The organism is Glutamicibacter sp. MCAF14 (genome assembly GCF_052114325.1).
In the GTDB taxonomy this organism is placed as follows: Bacteria; Actinomycetota; Actinomycetes; order Actinomycetales; family Micrococcaceae; genus Glutamicibacter; species Glutamicibacter arilaitensis.
Window position 1 is genome coordinate 399,151 of sequence record NZ_JBFREO010000003.1, and the last position, 17,916, is coordinate 417,066.

Sequence of the window (17,916 nt, forward strand, 5' to 3'; positions counted from 1 at the left end):
CGGGTTTAAAAGTAGTTAGTCAGTGGCAGAACGTCGGACAGAGTCGAGCAGTGCATCAACCCATGGAAGTTCCTGGCGCACCTCGAAGGTGCTCCCGTTGCCTTCGGTGGAAGTCTCTTCATCCTGTGGGCGTTCGCCGACCACCATGTAGAGCTTTTCACCGGGCATTACCAAGTTTATCCGCTCGCGTGCTTGCTGCTTGATGTACAAGGGATCATCCCAGCGCGCAATCTCGGCTTTGAGCTCGTCGCGTTGGGTCTCCAGCGCTTCAATCGACGCATGCAATTCGTTCAGCTCAGCCATTTGCGTGCGGTAGAAGTTCACGGTAGGCACAAGCATCACGGCGAAGAACGCGAGAACCACGATCAGCGCTGCGATCCGACCGGAAAAACGGTGCGCAGCAATGGGTTCGCCTTCGGGAACCTGTTTGTTGTCAACCGGCTTCTGCCCCGGTTTGCGGCGTACCGCGGCGGAGAATTTGACCCGGTCATCGCGTCGGCGTTCGTTCTGTTTTTCCTTGGCCCTTTCACGCAGCGGAGCCTTGGGCTTCTGCGCGTAATTGCCTTCAAACTTTTTCGGTCCGCGTGACGCATCTGACGTTGAGCGTGTCGTGGTTTTCGGCTTCACGCTGGCACTTCGTGGCTTCGGCGCACCAGCAGCAGGAGTCTCTGGACGTGCTGTTCTCGGAGCTTTCTTTACCGGTTTCTGCGGATCAACAATATGCAGGGCATCGGTAGCCGGTTCAGCTTCATTCCCTGCGTTAACAGGTTTCGCCTGATCAACCGGGGTTACTGCGCTTTGTTCTGCCGGATCCGGAGTATTACGGCGAGGCATTCGCGGTGGACGCTGAGCCATACTCCCCCAATTCCCGTGGTGCTTCTCGTGCGGTGTTGCCGTGGATTAGGCAAGATAATTCCATTAAATAACGAAAAGCTCGCCGGTATCCACTACCGACGAGCTTATTCGCTACAACTGAAAATTAGCTGTTGAAACGCGGGAAAGCGCTACGGCCAGCGTAGAGTGCCGAAGCACCCAGGTCTTCTTCGATGCGCAGCAGCTGGTTGTACTTGGCTACGCGCTCGGAGCGAGCTGGTGCACCGGTCTTGATCTGGCCGGCGTTGGTTGCCACGCAGATGTCAGCGATGGTCACATCTTCGGTTTCACCCGAACGATGCGAGGTGATGGTGGTGTAACCGGCGCGCTGCGCCATGGTCACTGCATCGATGGTCTCGGTCAGGGTACCGATCTGGTTGACCTTCACCAGCAGCGAGTTAGCGGTGCCCTTGGCGATGCCGTCGGCCAGACGCTGCGGGTTGGTGACGAACAGGTCGTCGCCCACCAGCTGCACCTTGTCGCCGATGGCGTCGGTCAGGGTCTTCCAGCCATCCCAGTCGTCTTCATCCAGTGGATCCTCGATGGAAACCAATGGGAAGTCAGCGACCAGGCCTGCGTAGTAGTCGCTCATTTCCTGAGCGGACAGCGCCTTGCCTTCGAACTGGTAAGCGCCGTTCTCGTAGAACTCGGAAGAAGCAACGTCCAAGGCAAGAGCAATGTCTTCACCCGGGGTGTAGCCGGCGCGCTTGATGGCCTCGGTGATCAGTTCCAGTGCCGCACGGTTGCTTGGCAGGTTCGGAGCGAAACCGCCCTCATCGCCCAGGCCGGTGGACAGGTTCTTTTCCTTCAGTACGGACTTGAGGTTGTGGTAAACCTCAACGCCCCAGCGCAGGCCCTCGGAGAAGGACGGTGCGCCGATAGGGGCGATCATGAATTCCTGGATGTCCACGTCGGAGTCGGCGTGGGAACCGCCGTTGAGGATGTTCATCAGTGGCACTGGCAGTACGTGTGCGTTCGGGCCGCCCAGGTACTTGTACAGTGGCAGGTTGGCGCTCACAGCGGCAGCATTTGCTACTGCCAGGGAGACGCCGAGGATGGCGTTGGCGCCCAGCTTGGACTTGTTGGCGGTGCCGTCCAGTTCAATCATGGCGGCGTCGATGGCGCGCTGGTCAGTGGCGTCAAGGCCCTCCAGCTCATCAGCGATTTCCTCAATCACGGACTCTACAGCGCCCAAAACGCCCTTGCCGAGGTAACGGTCCTGGTCGCCGTCGCGACGCTCAGCGGCTTCGAATGCACCGGTGGATGCACCCGAAGGAACAGCTGCGCGGCCGTGCGAGCCGTCAGATAGCAGGACCTCGACCTCAACGGTCGGATTGCCGCGGGAATCGAGGATTTCGCGCGCGTGAATGGCGTCAATCAATGCCATGAGTATGGACTCCTTGTAGAAAAGGGGTGGTCTAAGGGCTGGTCAACCAGCGGTCGCTGATAAGACCGTCGGCGCCATTGCCTGTCTCTAGCCTAGCGCTTCAAAGGTGATTTGCGCGATGTTGTTGCGTCGGTTTCCGCGCCGTACTGCTGGCCCAGGGCTGCACGAAGCACCGATTCAGCGTCCAATCCCAGTTCTTCAGCCCTCGCCGACAGGGCCATGAGTTCGGCCGCAAGCGAGCGTTCATCGGTAACCCGCTCGCGCAGCTGCTGGCTAACCAGCCCCGTTGCAGTCTGCTCGGATCCCGCTCTGGCATGGCGATCGAGCAGTTTCTGCGCCAGTGCCAGGGCCGGCAACCCTGCAGGCAGACCGGCATTCTTCCGCTTGCGCGGCTGGCCGGCGCGTTCGGCCTGCTTGGCAGCATCCCATACGCGGATAATCTCATCTACATCCGTAATGATCTCTTGGCGGACCTGTCCCTGCTCATCAAAAATATGCCGGTTGCGGCGCAATAATTTCGCATTCAGCGTTTCGGCCACATCTTCCAAGCCGAATTGGCCGTGTTCTTCGGCGATCAGGGAGTGCAACAGGATCTGGAAGTACAGGTCGCCCAGTTCTTCCTTCAAGAGGGAAGGATTCTGTTCAGCGATGGCGTCAAGAACCTCATAGCTTTCCTCAATGAGATAGGTGCGCAGCGACTCATGGGTCAGTGCATTGGTCCAGGCGCATTTGTTGCGAAGCGTCCGTACGGTGGCGTTGAGCTGCTCTAGCTGCGTTCTGTTCTCCTGCATAGGAACATGCTACCGAAACAAGGTATTCAGCCAGCGGCCGATTAGTCCCCACCACCGATCCTTTCGGGCTAGCATTGCCGTAATTCATCCCGACGAAGTGAGGAATGCCAATGACTGTCCAAAGCACCGCCAAACTCCGGTTCCTAGAGCAGCTTCCGGCCACGCTCTTCATTGGCGGCCAGTGGGTTGAAGGCCGCTCTGATGCCACGCTGCGCACCACCAACCCTTTCGATGATTCGCTTTTAGCCGAGATCCGCCAAGCCTCAACCGAGGATGTCGATGCGGCCTACCAAGCGGCCGCCACGTCCCAGCCCGGGTGGGCCTCGCTCTCCCCCGCCAAGCGTTCCAAGGTCCTGAATCAGGCTGCCGATTACCTGCAGGGCAACTTCGATGGCATCCTCGCGCTGCTGATCGCCGAGTCCGGTTCTACCCACTTGAAGGCGAATATTGAACTGGGCGGCACCATCGCGGCGATTCGCGAAGCGGCCACCTTCCCCACCCGCGTCCACGGAAAGATCCTGCCCTCGAATGCCGAAGGCAAGGAGAACCGGGTCTACCGCGAACCGGTCGGTGTCGTGGCGGTGATCAGCCCGTGGAACTTCCCGATGCTGCTTTCAGCTCGGTCCGTGGCACCAGCTTTGGCCCTGGGCAATGCGGTCGTGCTCAAACCGGCTTCGGATACCCCGTTGGTCGGCGCCCTGGTCTTGGCCAAGGCCTTCGCCGAGGCTGGCCTGCCCGAAGGCGTGCTCAACGCGCTGGTTGGCTCCGGTTCGGAGATCGGCGATTACTTCGTTGCCCATCAGACCCCGTCGCTGGTCTCTTTCACCGGCTCCACCCCGGTGGGCAAGAACGTCGGAAAAATTGCTGTCAGTGGCGAGCACATGAAGCGTGTGGCCTTGGAGCTTGGCGGCAATGCACCATTTGTCGTTCTGGAAGATGCCGATCTGGAGGAAGCTGCCAAGGCCGCGACTCTGGGAAAGTTCCTGCATCAAGGACAGATCTGCATGGCTATCAACCGCATCATCGTCCAGGCACCTGTCTACGAGGAATTCATCGAGAAGTTCATCGAGCAGGTCAATAAGCTCGGCTATGGCGATGCCGCAGATCCAGCAAACCTTGTGGGTCCCATCATCAACGACGCCCAGTTGGAATCGGTCAGCACCAAGATCAAAACGGCCCGCAGCCAGGGCGCACGAGAAGTGCTTGCTGGGTCCATCAACGGCCGCGTGGTCTCGCCGCATGTCTTCGCAGATGTCACCAGCCAGATGGAGCTCTTCCGCGAGGAGATCTTCGGACCGGTGGTGGGCATTGCCAAGGCCGAGAGCCAGGCACATGCCTTGGAACTGGCCAACGACACCGAGTTCGGCTTGTCCTCCGCGGTGTTCACCCAGAATCTGGAACAAGGCGTTGCCTTTGCCCGTGGCATCAAGGCAGGAATGACCCATATCAACGACATCACGGTCAACGATGAACCGCACGTGATGTTCGGCGGGGAGAAGAATTCGGGTCTGGGCCGTTTCAACGGCGAATGGGCCATCGAGGAGTTCACCACCGACCACTGGATCGGTGTGCAGTCCACCAAGAAGCAGTACCCGTTCTAGGATTCGCGTTCGAAAAATAGCGAAGCCGCCTCTTGCCATTGCATGGCAAGAGGCGGCTTCGCTAGTTTTTACAGCAACTGGGAACTAGTCGGCGACGTTTTCGTATTCGTCCTCGTCGTAGTCCTCGTCATCAAGCAAGTTGTCGTAGTAGTCGTTGATGTACTCGACGAGCAGTTCACGCATTTCCAGCGGGACAAATGCAGCTTCAGCAGCGTTCAAGGTCAGATCCAGCAGATCTTCCAAGTCGTAGTCGAAAGCTTCGACGAGCAACTCGAATTCATCCGAGATCGTGGTCTGCGACATCAGGCGGTTATCCGGCGAGATGGTGACGTTGAAACCGGTCTGCACCAGCAGGTCGATCGGGTGGTTCGTAATGCCCTCGCCGAACTTGGCGGTGGCACCGGTCTGCAGATTGGAGGAAGGGCAGACTTCCAATGGGATGCCGCGTTCGCGGACCCAGTTGGCCACCGGGCCAAGCGATACCAGGCCGGTGTCGTCGCTGAGCTCTTCGCCGTTCTCGTCGATGGCACCGAATTCAATTTCGATGTCCTCGGCAACCCGAACGCCGTGGCCCAGGCGCTGGGCGCGGCCGATCAGGATGGCTTCCTTGATGGATTCCAGGCCTGCTGCTTCGCCAGCGTGCACGGTGGTCGGGAAGAGGTTTTCAGCCAGCAGGTCGAAGGCTTCCTTCATTTTCGATGGCGGGAAGCCATCTTCGGCACCGGCGATGTCAAAACCGACGACGCCGCGGCCGCGGTGGCGCAAGGCCAGCTTCGCGATTTCCACGCTCTGGTCGCTGTGGCGCATGGCGGACACAATCTGGCCGATCTGCATTGGATGGCCCTCGGCATTGAGCTTCTCGCAGGCCTGGTCCAGGCCCTCCTGGATGGCGTCAACGACGTCGTCCAGGCTCAGGCCTTCGCGGCGGTGCTGTTCAGGTGCGTAGCGCACTTCACCGTAGATCACGCCGTCTTCGGCAAGATCTTCAACGAATTCGCGTGCAACGCGGATCAGCGCATCGCGGGTCTGCATGACCGCTACGGTGTGCTCGAAGGTTTCCAGGTAGCGTGTTAGCGACCCGGAGTCGGCCGATTCACGGAACCATTCACCCAAAGCTTCAGCTTCGGTCTCTGGTAACTCATGGCCAATCTCAGCGGCCAAATCAATGATCGTCTGAGGGCGCAGGCCACCGTCAAGGTGGTCGTGTAGCGAAACTTTAGGCAGATCCCGGAAGTCGAATTCGGGATCGTAGGCAGTATGAATCATTTCTTCAGTCACACCACTGAGCCTAGTCGCATTTCCGCTGAACTGACAGCTCCCACAGGTAAAGATCTGCCGGCTGTGGTGTGAGCCTGATCAACACGGCAGGTTAACGCTCTTGCGGGGCCGGTGGCACCGTCTGCCGAAGCAGTTCTCCGGTGTGTTCCTTGCGCGCATCGGCATGGCGATGCATGCGTCCAAGCACCCAGCTGACGATCCGGTCGATGATGAATCCCAGCACCACAGCGATGACGATGGAGACGATGATTCCCAGCAGCTTGTTGTCGTGCATCCAGTTTCCAGCCATCGCGCCGATGCTGATGGAATAGGCCGCCCAGGTGAGCACACCAATGGTGTCGAAGATGGTGAAGCGCTTGTGGCTGAAACCGGTGGCGCCTGCCGTCAGGTTCACGGCAACACGGCCAATAGGGATATACCGGGCGGTGAAAATGAGCAGTGCTCCGGAGGTTGCAAGTTTTTTCTCAGCGTATTTGAGCACCCGCTGCGCACGTTTACCGCGCATCCACTTGAATCCCCGGGAACCGATCTTGCGACCGATCGCGAAGGTGATCTGGTCGCCGAGCAAGGCACCACCGGCTCCCAGCAAGCCAATGAGAACCAGGTTGGGAACTCCGGTGTGAACCCCTACTGCAGCGAGGGAAACCAAGAATGATTCGCTCGGTACGACAGGGAATATCGCATCGATCATGCAAAACAGAAACAACAGCGGCAAGATCCACCATGCGCTGGCGGCCTGCGTAATTGCTTCATTGACTAATTCCATGCGTGCTTACATCTACTTTCCCGAAGCGTCCGTTGCGCTCAGTGTTCATCCATCTTCGCTCGAGAACTACCTCACGCGCATCCTACTTTCGTAGCCATGTGGACAGTTCTCATCCACGACCGCAGTAGGAGATAACTAACTAACGATTGACTACGGCATTATGGTTCCCGGGAACTTGCTGTGAACTTCTAGTTCCGGCAGCGGCCTCGGTGGCATGCGGGCAAAAAGAAACTGGGAGACACAACGAAGTGTCTCCCAGCTCCAAAATTCAAGCAGCAATTGCCTACTTGGCCGCGATGCGCTCCAAGATCAGGCGGGTGTCCGGACGGTCATCGGCCGAACCGACCATGATGGCTCGCTGGACCAGTTCAATGGCGCGCTCCATCTTTTCCGGGGTATCGGTCAGCAACGTGGCAATAGGCTCGCCACGGCGCACCAAGGCTCCTGGCTTCACATGCATGCGCACGCCCGCGCCCGCCTGGACGCTGTCTTCCTTGCGGGCACGGCCCGCGCCCAAGGTCCAGGCGGCCAAGCCGATGTCCATGGCATCCAGCTTGAGCAGCACACCCTCGGCAGGTGCCACCACGGTGTGCGATTCCTTGGCCACCGGCAACTTGGCATTCGGGTCGCCGCCCTGGGCAGCGATCATCTTGCGCCACACGTCCATGGCCTGGCCGTTCTTCAGCGCAGCGGCAACATCGACATCCTTGATTCCGGCACCAGCCAGCATCTCGGTAGCCAGCGCCACGGTCAGCTCGATGACGTCCTGCGGCCCGCCGCCGGCCAGGACCTCGACGGATTCCTCGACCTCGATCGCGTTGCCTGCGGTTAGGCCCAGCGGGGTTTCCATGTTGGTCAGCAGCGCCACGGTGTTCACCCCGGCATCGGTGCCCAGGTTCACCATGGTCTCGGCCAGCTCGCGGGCCATGGCCTCGTCCTTCATGAACGCGCCGGAACCGACCTTCACATCCAGCACCAGGGTGCCGGTGCCTTCGGCGATCTTCTTGCTCATGATCGAGGAGGCGATCAGCGGGATCGCTTCCACGGTGGCGGTGACATCGCGCAGCGCGTACAGCTTCTTATCCGCCGGGGCCAGTCCGGTGCCAGCTGCGCAAATGACCGCGCCGACGGTGGAGAGCTGGTCGAACAGCGCTTCGTTGGACAGATCAGCCTTCCAGCCCGGGATGGCTTCGAGCTTGTCCAAAGTGCCGCCGGTGTGGCCCAGTCCGCGGCCCGAGAGCTGCGGGACGGCCACGCCGAAGCTGGCGACCAGCGGTGCCAGCGGCAAGGTGATCTTGTCCCCCACGCCACCGGTGGAGTGCTTGTCGGTGGTGGCCAGGTGCTTGCCCGAAGGGTCTGCAAGGGTGGAGAAGTCCATGCGTTCTCCGGAGTTGATCATCGCGTTGGTCCAGCGCGAGATCTCGCTGCGGTTCATGCCCTGGAAGTAGATGGCCATGTTCAAGGCGGACATCTGCTCTTCGGCGATGGCCCCGCGGGTGTAGGCGTCGATGGTCCAGTCGATCATCTCGTTGCCCAGTACTTGGCCATCGCGCTTGGCGCGGATGACCTCGACGGCACTGAATTGCTCGGTAGCCATGTGCGGCACCTTCCGTTCTGCTGTTGGCCGGTGTGCTCCGGCGCTAGGCGTTGAGGTTCTGCGGCCCGAAAGCATCGGGAAGCAAGTCGTTGATGCCCACGATCCCGCGGGCGGTCTTGATCTGCAGGGCTGCACCACGGTGCTCGAAGAGCAGCTGGCGGCAGCGGCCGCACGGGGTGATCAGCTCCAGTGCCCCGTCTTCAAGCTGGCCGAAGCACACGAAGTTCTCCAAGGTGCCCCCGCCGGTGGCGAACAGCTGGCCGATCATGGCGCATTCGGCGCACAGGGTGACCCCGTAGGCGGCGTTTTCTACATTGCAGCCGGATATCAGGCGGCCGTCGCTGGTCAGTGCCGCGGACCCCACCCGGAACTTCGAGTAGGGCGCGTAGGCCTGAGACAGCGCGGCCGCAGCCGCAGCTTCAAGCTGTGGCCACGGCGCGTTGTTGGCATTCATCGTTTTACGCTATTCCTTCACATACGGTTCGCCCGCAGCCGCTGGTCCGCGTGAGCGTCCCACCAGGCCGGCCACCGCGAAGATCGTGACGAGGTAAGGCATCATCGCCATGAACTGGCTTGGCACCGGGGTGCCGATGATGGTGAGGATGACCTGCAGGTTATCTGCAAAGCCGAAGAGCAGGGCAGCCAAGAAGGCGCCGATCGGGTTCCAGCGTCCGAAGATCACCGCGGCCAGCGCGATGAAGCCGCGTCCGCCGGAGATCTCCTTGGTGAAGGAATCGATGGCCACCAGGGTGAAGAAGGACCCGCCGATACCGGCCACGATGCCGCCGAGAGTCACATTCCAGAAGCGGATTGAGTTGACCTTGATGCCCAGGGTGTCCGCTGCCTTCGGGTGCTCGCCCACGGCGCGTACGCGCAGGCCCCACTTGGTCTTGAACAATCCGAACCAGACCAGGAAGACGGCCAGGTACATCAGGTAGCCGATGACCGACTGCTTGAAGAGGATCGGGCCGATGACCGGGATCGAGGAGAGCAGCGGGATGTCAATCACTGGCAGGTGCGCTGGCGAGTTGAACCGCTCCGGGTCTTCCTGCATCACGGTGGTGAACAGGAAGCCGGTGATGCCCGATACCAGCACGTTCAAGACCACGCCGACGATGATCTGGTTGACCAGGTACTTGATCGAGAAGATCGCCAGCACCAGCGAGACCAGCGCACCGGCCAGGCCAGCGGCGATCAGCCCTGCGAAGGCGTTCTTGGTCAGCGAGGCCACCAGGGCGGCAGTGAAGGCGCCGCCAAGCAGCTGTCCTTCGATGGCGATGTTGACCACGCCAGCACGTTCGCACAGCACGCCCGAAAGCGAACCGAAGACCAGCGGCACTGCCAGCACCACGCCACCGGCCAGCAAGCTGGCCAGCGAGATGCTGTTGATGTTCGCCCCGGAGACTACCCAGATCAGGAAGCCCAGCACGAACAGGACTGCGGCTACGGCCACCATCCAGGTGGCCAGCATCTTGCCCTGCTTGCGCTGCATCCATGAGTAGGCGGCCAAGGCCAGCAGCAGTACGCCGAACACGATGTTGGTGATGCGGCCTGGGAAGACCAGTTCCGGCAACGTGAAGGCGTCGCCGGCGCTATCCAGCGTGAAGTGCGCGCTCTGGTCGTTGCCCAGCAAGCCGAAGCTGAAGAAGACGATGACTGCGATCACCGAAAGGATGATCGGGGTCTTCTTGGACGGCAAGACGTTAATTGCCGGTTGCAAGGTCGAAGTGGTCACTTGGCACCTGCCTTAGTTGGTTCGATCTTGGAGCTGCGCTTCTTCTTGCGATTCATGCCAAAGAGGGCCTTGACCAATGGCGGTGCGGCGATGAACAGCACGATCAGCGACTGCACCACCGAAACAATGTCGATCGGCGTGCCCGTGGTGATCTGCATGTTCACGGCACCGGCCTGGAATGCACCGAAGAGCAAGCCGGCGAAGAAGGTGCCCCATGGGGTGGAGCGGCCCAGCAGGGCTACGGTGATCGCATCGAAGCCCAGCGAACCGGCGATGCCGGCGGTGAGCACCTTTTCGGTACCGGCAACCTGCGCCACACCGGCGGCGCCAGCCAGCGCGCCGGCCAGGGCCATCGCGAGGATGGTGGTGCGGGCGACGTTGATGCCGGCGGTTTGCGCGGCTTCAGGGTTATGCCCCACTGCGCGGAATTCGAAGCCGACGGTGGAGCGCTTGAACATCCAGGAAATCAGGATGACCAGCAGCACTGCCATGACGAAGCCCAGGTGCAGGCGCGAGCCCGGGATGGCCGGGAACACTGCCGAGGGGTCCAGGATCGGGGAGATCGGGTTGGTTTCCCCTGGGCGGCGGAATGCCTGGGTGTTCATCAAGAAGTCGATGAGGTACACGGCCACGTAGTTGAACATGATCGTCAGGATCACTTCGTGGGCGCCGGTCTTGGCCTTGAGCAGGCCTACCAGGCCGCCCCAGATCGCACCGCCAAGCAGGCCGAAGACGATCACCAGCAGCAGGTGCAGGACCAGCGGCAGGTGCCAGGCGAAGCCGATGTAGGCGGCCAGTACCGAGCCGATGATGATCTGGCCCTGGGCACCGATGTTGAACAGGCCGGCACGGAAGGCCACGGCCACGCCCAGGCCGGCGCAAATCAGCGGGGTGGAAACGGTCAGGGTCTCCAAGAACGGCTTGAAGCCCTGGGAGGAGTTGTAGATCGAGCCGTTGAACAGGGCCACGTAGCTTTCGGTGGCCGCACGCCAGAACTCGCTGAAGAAGGCCGAAGGCTGGGCGAAGAGGTAGCCGGCGGTTTCGCCGACCTTCTCATCGGTCACTGCAATCAGCAGGCCGCCGATGACCAGGGCGACGATGACGCCGAGGATCGAGACCAGGCCCGGTCCCTGGGTGATCTGGCGCAGCAGGTCATTGCCCTGCTTGCCGGATTCGGGAACCACAGGTGCTTTCTCGCTCACTGCGCTTCTCCTTCCTGGTTGTCCTGCTCGCTAACTGGCTTGGCTTCAACCGGCTCATTGTCCGCCTTGGTGAAGTCGGCCTGGGCCAGAGCTTCTTCCTGCGAAACGCCGGCCATCATCAGGCCCAATACTTCACGGGAGGTATCCCCCGGCACAATGCCGTTGATCTTGCCCTTGTAGAGCACCGCGATGCGGTCGGCCAGTTCCATGACTTCGTCCAGCTCGGTGGACACGATCATCACCGGGGTGCCCTTGTCGCGTTCGGCGACAATGCGGCGGTGCAGGAATTCGATGGATCCCACATCCACGCCACGGGTTGGCTGCGAAGCGATGAACAGCTTCAAATCACGGCTCAGCTCGCGGGCCATGACGACCTTCTGCTGGTTGCCGCCCGAGAGGCTGGAAGCCGGGTTCAAGGGGTTGTCCGTACGCACGTCGAAGCCCTCGATCTGCTGCGTGGCGTTCTTCTTGATCGCCGCCAGGTTCATCGAGATGCCCTTGCCGAAGGGCGGGCGGTCGTAGAGGTCCAGCACCAGGTTCTCCTCAATGGAGAACTGGGTGACCAGTCCGTGCACCGAACGGTCTTCGGGAACGAAGCCGAGGCCCGAACGCAGGATCTGCTTGACCGACTTGCCGACCAGTTCCTTGCCAGCGAGCTTGACCGAACCACCGGTTACCGGCTGGGTGCCCAGAATGGCTTCGGTCAATTCGGTCTGGCCGTTGCCCTGCACGCCTGCCACGGCAAGGATTTCGCTTTCGTGGATGGTGAAGGAAACCGAGTCCAAGGTGGTGGATCCCGCTGCGTTGACCACGCTGAGGTTGCTGACCTCAAGTGCGGCGGCGCCCGGGGTCGCCGCTTCCTTGTGCAGGTTCAGCTCCACCGCGCGGCCCACCATCAGGTTGGCCAGCTCGGTGGTGGAAGATTCCGGGGAAACCGAGTCGATGACTTCGCCGCGGCGGATCACGGTAATCACATCGGAGACGGCTCGCACTTCGCGCAGCTTGTGCGAAATGAAGACGATGGAGGTGCCGTTGGCCTTGAGCTGGCGCATGATGTCCAGCAGCTCGTCGGTTTCCTGCGGGGTCAGCACCGCAGTTGGCTCATCCAGGATCAGGATGCGCGCATCGCGCACCAGGGCCTTGATGATTTCCACGCGCTGCTGCACGCCGACGGGCAAATCTTCAACTACTGCGTCGGGGTCTACGTCAAAGCCGTAGCGATCCGAGATTTCGCGGATCTTCTTGCGCGTGACCTGCAAATCCAGCATGCCGCCGGCTTTGGTGGTCTCTGCGCCCAAGGCAATGTTCTCGGCCACGGTGAATACCGGAACCAGCATGAAGTGCTGGTGCACCATGCCGATGCCAGCGGCCATGGCGTCGCCTGGTCCGGAGAACTCGACGGGCTTGCCGTCCAGCAGAATTTGGCCCTCGGTCGGTTGGTACAGACCGTAGAGCACGTTCATAAGCGTGGACTTTCCAGCACCGTTTTCGCCGAGCAGACAGTGAATCTGGGCGTCATCGACTACGAGGTCGATATCTTTATTGGCGTAGAAAGAACCGAAGGCTTTCGAGATTCCTCGTAGTTCGAGTTTCACGATTCCACCATCTTCATTGTTCGTTTGGCGAGGTTCTTGCGTGCAGGTTTGGCCCTCAGGCAGGCATAAAGCGCGTCACCTGCCCACCGCTGTAGTGCGGCGAGCGGTGACGCGCTCCATGGCTAGTTTGCCTAGACCTACTTAGGGCTGGAAGCCGAATCGATCTTCAGCTCGCCGGAGACGATCTGCTGCTTCAAAGCTTCGATCTCACTCTTGGTTTCTTCGCCGATTTCCTCGTCGAAGTTGTGGAACGGTGCCAGTGCAACGCCCTCATTTTCCAAGGTGCCTACGTATGGGGTCGAGTCGAAGTTGCCTTCGGCGTCGGTGCGGAGAACGTCCTCAACCGCGGTGTCCATGGTCTTGATGACCGAAGTCAGCATGACGTCCTTGTAGTCAGGAGCGGTCAGGAAGCCATCAGAGTCAACCCAAACAAGCTTGGCTTCCTTGCCGGACTTGTTGGCTTCAACTACTGCAGCGCCAGCGCCCTTGCCCACTGGGCCGGCTACAGGCATGATCACGTCAGCGCCGGAAGCGATGAAGTTCTTGGTGATCTGCTTGCCCTTATCCTGCTTCTCGAAGTCGCCGGAGAAGGTACCGTTCTGCTTGTCCTTGTTCCAACCCAGCAGCTTGACGTCTTCGCCCTTGTCTTCGTTGAACTTGTCAACGCCGTCTGCAAAGCCGTCCATGAAGATGGTCACGGTTGGGATCTGGATGCCGCCGAAGGTCGCAACAGTGCCGGTCTTCGAGGCAGCAGCTGCTGCGTAGCCTGCCAGGTAAGCAGCCTGAGCCGTGTCATAGATGATCGGCTTGACGTTTTCGATGGACTTCTCGTACTGGAAGTCGACGATCGCGAAGTTCTTGTCCGGGTTGGCAGCGGCCGCTTCAGCAGTCGCGTCACCGAGCAGGAAGCCGATGGTTACGGTCAGGTCGCAGCCTGCGGTGACCATGCCGTTGAGGTTGGTCGTGAAGTCCGCGTTGGACTTGGATTCTGCGGTCTTGACCTGGATGCCCAGATCTTCCTTGGCGTTCATCAGGCCGCGGTGCGAGGACTCGTTGAAGGACTGGTCATCGAAGCCGCCGGAGTCCGAAACGATGCAGCCGACGAAGTCCTTGAACTGGCCATCAGAGCTGGACTCTTCCGGTGCAGCGCCGCAGGCGCTCAAAGCCAATGCTGAGATGCCGAGCATGGCAGCTGCCACGCCGGTCTTGCGCGATACGAAGCGCATCTGTTCCTCCAAAAAATCGTGCGAGATAATGCGGGAGGCAAGACACCTGACTCCCGTGCAAGGCTTCATTGCCTAGGCCTCACGCGAGCACACCAAAAGTCATAGCATTCCCATCGTTTCCATAGCCTATCGGAGATATCTCACAGGTAAAGACGATACAGATTACAAACAGATAACTAAGCGGTCGCAAAACGGCAAGCGCTTAACGCCAATGCCCAAGTCACTGCCCGAATCGTTAAAGCGTCAAAGAAATGTTAAAATATTTTGAGTTTCATGTGGCCAACGCCCTATTTGGCGTTCGCCTCACTCACAGCCTGCAGCGCTGCCGCGGTCATGATTCGAACTCCCACGCCAATGCATGATTCGTCGGGGATGTAATCCCCCCGATGCAGGTCGTAGGTCTTGCCGCCGGGGGTGCGCGTTCCCAGCCGAAGCATGGCCCCTGAAACCTTCTGCGTCATCCAGGCGAAGTCCTCCCCGCCCATCGACTGCGGGGTCAGCTCGATGGCTTCGGCACCGAATTCACGACGTGCCGCATCTTCGATCAGCGCAGTTTCAGCCGGGGCATTGACGACCGGCGGCACTCCGCGGGTGTGCTGAAGCTTGATTTCCACGCCGTACGGAGCGGCAATCTGGCGCACCGCGCTATCCAGTAATTCGCCTGCCTCATACCAGATGTCCCCGTCCAGGCAGCGCATGGTGCCTGCGAGGTAGCCGGTGGCAGGAATGGCATTGGGCACGCTGCCAGCGTGGATCTGCCCCCACACGACCGAGACGGCCGAACGCACATCGACCTTGCGTCCCAGCACGGCAGGGACCTGGGTGGCGATCTGGCTCATGGCGAAAACGATGTCCTCGGTCAAATGCGGACGGGAGGTATGCCCGCCGCGGCCGTTGACCTCGATGCGGATGGTATCGCTGGCCGAGGTGATCGCACCAATGCGGGTACCGATGTGCCCGGCGTCGATCCGCGGGTCGCAGTGCAGCGCCAGCACGCGCGGCACGCCATCAAGCAATCCCTGCTCGATCACCGACAGCGCTCCGCCAGGAAGCTTTTCTTCGGCAGGCTGGAAGATCACCCGCACGCGCCCTTCGAGCTTGCCAGCGGCATCCAGCTGGCCCAAGGCCAGGGCCACGCCGAGCATGACGGTGGTGTGGATGTCGTGGCCGCAGGCGTGCGCTACGCCCGGAGTCATCGAGACGAATTCCAGGTTTGTTTCTTCCACCACCGGCAACGCGTCGATGTCGGCGCGGAAAGCAATGCGGATTGGCCCTTGGCCGATATCCACGAAGGCTCCGGTCTCCGCCATCTTCTGCGGGGACAGGCCCGCGGCGCGCAAAGTTTCAAGAATGCGCTCGGTGGTTTGGTGCTCCGCAAAGGACAGTTCCGGGTTGCGGTGCAGTTCCCGGCGGAAGCCGATAAGTTGCTCGGCTAGCGGCTCGGTGACCTCGGCGACGGAAGCGACATTGCCATTTTCATTCACGGTAGACACCTTTTGAAGATACTCGGCACGGTGCGGAGAATGACAGTTTTCCGTAATGATTCGGGCGAATTGCGCAACACTCGGGGATGCAAAACGGGGCGCGCCGGCCCGTTACCAGCCAACCCGCCCCGTTCGCAATCCAGCTGCGCTAGAGCACCTCTGTCGCGCCGTCTGCTTTCAGCGCCTCCACCGTCTGCTTCACCTTCTGCGCATGCTCCTTGGTGGTCACCAGCAACGCATCAGCGGTATCCACCACCACCACGTCTTCGATACCCACCAGGGCCACCACGCGTGGGCGGTCCGAATAGACCACACCGGTCGCGCTGTCCGCGTACACGCGCACCGATTCGCCACCCAGGTTGATGATGCCCTCTTCGGCACTGGCCTTGTTCAAGCGGCCGATCGCAGCGAAATCGCCCACGTCATCCCAGTTGAACACCCCTGGAATCACCGCGACATCTCCAGCTTCAGCAGCCGGCTCGGCCACCGCATAGTCAATGGCGATCTTCGGCAGATCGGCCCAGACTTCGCGCATCACGGTTTCGCGCTGATCGGTTTCCCAGGCATCGGCGATCTTCATCAGGCCGGCGTACAGTGCCGGCTCATTGGCTTCCAGGTGCTTGAGCATCAGGCTCACCGGCGCGACGAACATGCCGGCATTCCACAGGAACCCGCCCGAGGCCAGGTACTTGCGCGCGGTGTCCTCATCGGGCTTCTCCACGAACTGCACCACCCCGCGCGCCGAAGGCGCATTGGGCACATCCAGCGGCTGGCCGGTCTGGATGTAGCCGAAACCGGTCGACGGGTGGGTGGGGTGGATGCCGATGGTCACGATCTTGCCGGTCGCAGCGGTGTGGATCGCTTCGCTCAGCGCGGCCTGGAAAACCTCGACCGGCTCGATGACCTGGTCAGCGGCAAAAGAACCCATGATGATATTCGGGTCGCGGCGGTACAGGATCGCGGCGGCCAGGCCGATCGCGGCGGCCGAATCGCGCGGCTCCGGCTCAAGGACCAGATCCTCGTCGCACAGCTCGGGCAGCTGCGAAACAACTGCTCCGCGGTGCGCGCGACCGGTGACCACCATGATGCGTTCACCGGCCAGCGGCACCAGGCGATCATAGGTGGCACGGATCAGCGTGGATCCGGAACCGGTCAGATCGTGCAAAAACTTCGGAGCGGAAGCCCGCGAGAGGGGCCACAATCGGGTACCGACACCACCGGCGGGGATCACGCCGTGGAATCGGGCTAATAGGTCTGCATTCACGCCTTCCAGACTAATTCATTCGGTGGATAATCCGGTCCATTGAAACCTGTGCAACAAATTAAATACGAAAACATCTCATGCGGTATTACCTCCGGATTTTCGGCCTTTTAGCGCATAATTAGTGCTTTTCGGTGAACATGCTCACAGGAACGAGACACGAAATAGATTGGAGCTGGCTTAGTGGTTTAGACTCGCACAAGGAACGCTCGCACAAGTGCGTCAAATCTCATTGTGTGCAATATACACATGCGCCGTTGCGAGCCTTGGAGGTTTAGTTCAGTGTCGAAGACTTCGTCAGGCACCCTATACCGCGGCCATGAAGGCATGTGGTCCTGGGTGGGACACCGAGTCACCGGTGTCGTTATTTTTCTTTATTTGCTGGTGCACGTGCTTGATACGGCCATGGTCCGTGTCGATGCCGGCGCCTACGACGCAATCATTAGCACCTATCAGACCCCGTGGATGGCACTTGGTGAAACCGGTCTGGTTGCAGCAATCCTCTTCCACGCATTCAACGGCCTGCGCTTGATCCTGGTCGACTTCTGGAAGCAGGGCACCAAGTACCAGCGCCAGATGCTCTGGGGCGTTCTGATCCTCTGGGTCATCGTCTTCGCAGGCTTCGCTATCCGTCACCTGTCGATCGCATTCGGAGGCCACTAAGCCATGAGCGTTTCTATTCCTGCTCCCCGCAGCCAGCGCATTGATCCAAAGTACAAGCGTGGACCGAAATCCCGCGGCAGCTTCGAGATGCTGGCATGGCTGTTCATGCGCCTCTCCGGCGTAGTACTGGTCATCTTGATCTTCGGCCACCTGTTCTCCAACCTGATGGTCGGCGAAGGCATCTCCGGCATCGGCTTCGGCTTCGTCGCTGGCAAGTGGGCTTCGCCGCTGTGGCAGTTCTGGGACCTGGCCATGCTGTGGCTTGCAATGCTGCACGGCACCAACGGCGTGCGCACCATCATCAACGACTACGCAGAGAAGCACGCAACCCGTGCTTGGCTCAAGGGCATCCTGTACGTCGCAACGATCTTCATCATCGTTCTTGGTTCCCTGGTGATCTTCACCTTCGACCCATGCGTCGCCGGCAGCACCCTGCCGCAGTGCTAATTGGAACTCC

Annotated in this window: 16 protein-coding genes; 3 read left to right on the forward strand and 13 right to left on the reverse strand. The window is 60.5% G+C overall.

Annotated features, from left to right (window positions below):
- Window positions 1–15: 15 nt before the first annotated feature.
- The 3 genes from AB4Y71_RS07245 to AB4Y71_RS07255 all read right to left on the reverse strand — a co-directional run bounded on the left by AB4Y71_RS07245 (window position 16) and on the right by AB4Y71_RS07255 (window position 3,051).
- Window positions 16–834, reverse strand: a complete 819-nt coding sequence (locus AB4Y71_RS07245) for an FtsB family cell division protein (RefSeq protein ID WP_134780753.1) — start codon at window positions 832–834, stop codon at window positions 16–18.
- Between the two features lie 145 nt (window positions 835–979).
- Entirely contained in the window at window positions 980–2,260 is a 1,281-nt protein-coding gene (gene eno, locus AB4Y71_RS07250; RefSeq protein WP_013348110.1) for a phosphopyruvate hydratase, read from the reverse strand.
- A 92-nt stretch (window positions 2,261–2,352) separates the two neighbouring features.
- Window positions 2,353–3,051: a MazG nucleotide pyrophosphohydrolase domain-containing protein gene (locus AB4Y71_RS07255; protein WP_441719137.1), complete on the reverse strand. Its 699-nt coding sequence runs from the start codon at window positions 3,049–3,051 to the stop codon at window positions 2,353–2,355.
- Between the two features lie 110 nt (window positions 3,052–3,161).
- Here AB4Y71_RS07255 and AB4Y71_RS07260 point away from each other — a divergent pair, with 110 nt between their 5' ends.
- The gene (locus AB4Y71_RS07260; RefSeq protein WP_441719139.1) at window positions 3,162–4,652 is read left to right on the forward strand and encodes an aldehyde dehydrogenase family protein; all 1,491 of its coding nucleotides are present in this window, start codon (window positions 3,162–3,164) and stop codon (window positions 4,650–4,652) included.
- An 84-nt stretch (window positions 4,653–4,736) separates the two neighbouring features.
- On the opposite strand, the gene AB4Y71_RS07265 is transcribed toward AB4Y71_RS07260, so the two are convergent.
- The 10 genes from AB4Y71_RS07265 to AB4Y71_RS07310 form a co-directional block, all read right to left on the reverse strand.
- On the reverse strand, window positions 4,737–5,930 hold the full coding sequence (locus tag AB4Y71_RS07265) for an adenosine deaminase (RefSeq protein ID WP_013348107.1): 1,194 nt from the start codon (window positions 5,928–5,930) through the stop codon (window positions 4,737–4,739).
- Window positions 5,931–6,021: 91 nt separating this feature from the next.
- Entirely contained in the window at window positions 6,022–6,696 is a 675-nt protein-coding gene (locus AB4Y71_RS07270) for a DedA family protein (protein ID WP_013348106.1), read from the reverse strand.
- A gap of 283 nt (window positions 6,697–6,979) precedes the next feature.
- A complete protein-coding gene (locus AB4Y71_RS07275; protein ID WP_441719142.1) occupies window positions 6,980–8,293 on the reverse strand; it encodes a thymidine phosphorylase in 1,314 nt (437 codons plus the stop codon).
- A 43-nt stretch (window positions 8,294–8,336) separates the two neighbouring features.
- Window positions 8,337–8,747, reverse strand: coding sequence for a cytidine deaminase (locus AB4Y71_RS07280; RefSeq protein WP_441719144.1), 411 nt, complete (start codon window positions 8,745–8,747; stop codon window positions 8,337–8,339).
- Between the two features lie 9 nt (window positions 8,748–8,756).
- The gene (locus AB4Y71_RS07285) at window positions 8,757–10,028 is read right to left on the reverse strand and encodes an ABC transporter permease (protein ID WP_102598268.1); all 1,272 of its coding nucleotides are present in this window, start codon (window positions 10,026–10,028) and stop codon (window positions 8,757–8,759) included.
- Window positions 10,025–11,230, reverse strand: coding sequence for an ABC transporter permease (locus AB4Y71_RS07290; protein ID WP_441719147.1), 1,206 nt, complete (start codon window positions 11,228–11,230; stop codon window positions 10,025–10,027). Before AB4Y71_RS07290 ends, AB4Y71_RS07285 begins: the two co-directional genes overlap by 4 nt.
- Window positions 11,227–12,825, reverse strand: a complete 1,599-nt coding sequence (locus tag AB4Y71_RS07295; RefSeq protein WP_441719150.1) for an ABC transporter ATP-binding protein — start codon at window positions 12,823–12,825, stop codon at window positions 11,227–11,229. Before AB4Y71_RS07295 ends, AB4Y71_RS07290 begins: the two co-directional genes overlap by 4 nt.
- Window positions 12,826–12,962: 137 nt before the next feature.
- The gene (locus AB4Y71_RS07300; RefSeq protein ID WP_441719153.1) at window positions 12,963–14,051 is read right to left on the reverse strand and encodes a BMP family lipoprotein; all 1,089 of its coding nucleotides are present in this window, start codon (window positions 14,049–14,051) and stop codon (window positions 12,963–12,965) included.
- A gap of 287 nt (window positions 14,052–14,338) precedes the next feature.
- Window positions 14,339–15,535, reverse strand: coding sequence for an amidohydrolase (locus tag AB4Y71_RS07305; protein ID WP_441719156.1), 1,197 nt, complete (start codon window positions 15,533–15,535; stop codon window positions 14,339–14,341).
- A 148-nt stretch (window positions 15,536–15,683) separates the two neighbouring features.
- A complete protein-coding gene (locus AB4Y71_RS07310) occupies window positions 15,684–16,799 on the reverse strand; it encodes a mannose-1-phosphate guanylyltransferase (protein ID WP_441719159.1) in 1,116 nt (371 codons plus the stop codon).
- A gap of 246 nt (window positions 16,800–17,045) precedes the next feature.
- Here AB4Y71_RS07310 and sdhC point away from each other — a divergent pair, with 246 nt between their 5' ends.
- Window positions 17,046–17,459, forward strand: a complete 414-nt coding sequence (gene sdhC / locus AB4Y71_RS07315) for a succinate dehydrogenase, cytochrome b556 subunit (RefSeq protein ID WP_102598273.1) — start codon at window positions 17,046–17,048, stop codon at window positions 17,457–17,459.
- A 3-nt stretch (window positions 17,460–17,462) separates the two neighbouring features.
- Window positions 17,463–17,906 (forward strand): succinate dehydrogenase hydrophobic membrane anchor subunit, encoded by a 444-nt coding sequence (locus AB4Y71_RS07320; protein ID WP_013348093.1) that lies wholly within the window; start codon window positions 17,463–17,465, stop codon window positions 17,904–17,906.
- Window positions 17,907–17,916: the final 10 nt, after the last annotated feature.

Bases quoted from the DNA above. Each gene is read 5' to 3' on its own strand.
- AB4Y71_RS07245 (WP_134780753.1), bottom strand. From the start codon at position 834: ATGCCTCGCCGTAATACTCCGGATCCGGCAGAACAAAGCGCAGTAACC.
- eno (WP_013348110.1), bottom strand. From the start codon at position 2,260: ATGGCATTGATTGACGCCATTCACGCGCGCGAAATCCTCGATTCCCGC.
- AB4Y71_RS07255 (WP_441719137.1), bottom strand. From the start codon at position 3,051: ATGCAGGAGAACAGAACGCAGCTAGAGCAGCTCAACGCCACCGTACGG.
- AB4Y71_RS07260 (WP_441719139.1), top strand. From the start codon at position 3,162: ATGACTGTCCAAAGCACCGCCAAACTCCGGTTCCTAGAGCAGCTTCCG.
- AB4Y71_RS07270 (WP_013348106.1), bottom strand. From the start codon at position 6,696: ATGGAATTAGTCAATGAAGCAATTACGCAGGCCGCCAGCGCATGGTGG.
- AB4Y71_RS07275 (WP_441719142.1), bottom strand. From the start codon at position 8,293: ATGGCTACCGAGCAATTCAGTGCCGTCGAGGTCATCCGCGCCAAGCGC.
- AB4Y71_RS07280 (WP_441719144.1), bottom strand. From the start codon at position 8,747: ATGAATGCCAACAACGCGCCGTGGCCACAGCTTGAAGCTGCGGCTGCG.
- AB4Y71_RS07300 (WP_441719153.1), bottom strand. From the start codon at position 14,051: ATGCGCTTCGTATCGCGCAAGACCGGCGTGGCAGCTGCCATGCTCGGC.
- sdhC (WP_102598273.1), top strand. From the start codon at position 17,046: ATGCGCCGTTGCGAGCCTTGGAGGTTTAGTTCAGTGTCGAAGACTTCG.
- AB4Y71_RS07320 (WP_013348093.1), top strand. From the start codon at position 17,463: ATGAGCGTTTCTATTCCTGCTCCCCGCAGCCAGCGCATTGATCCAAAG.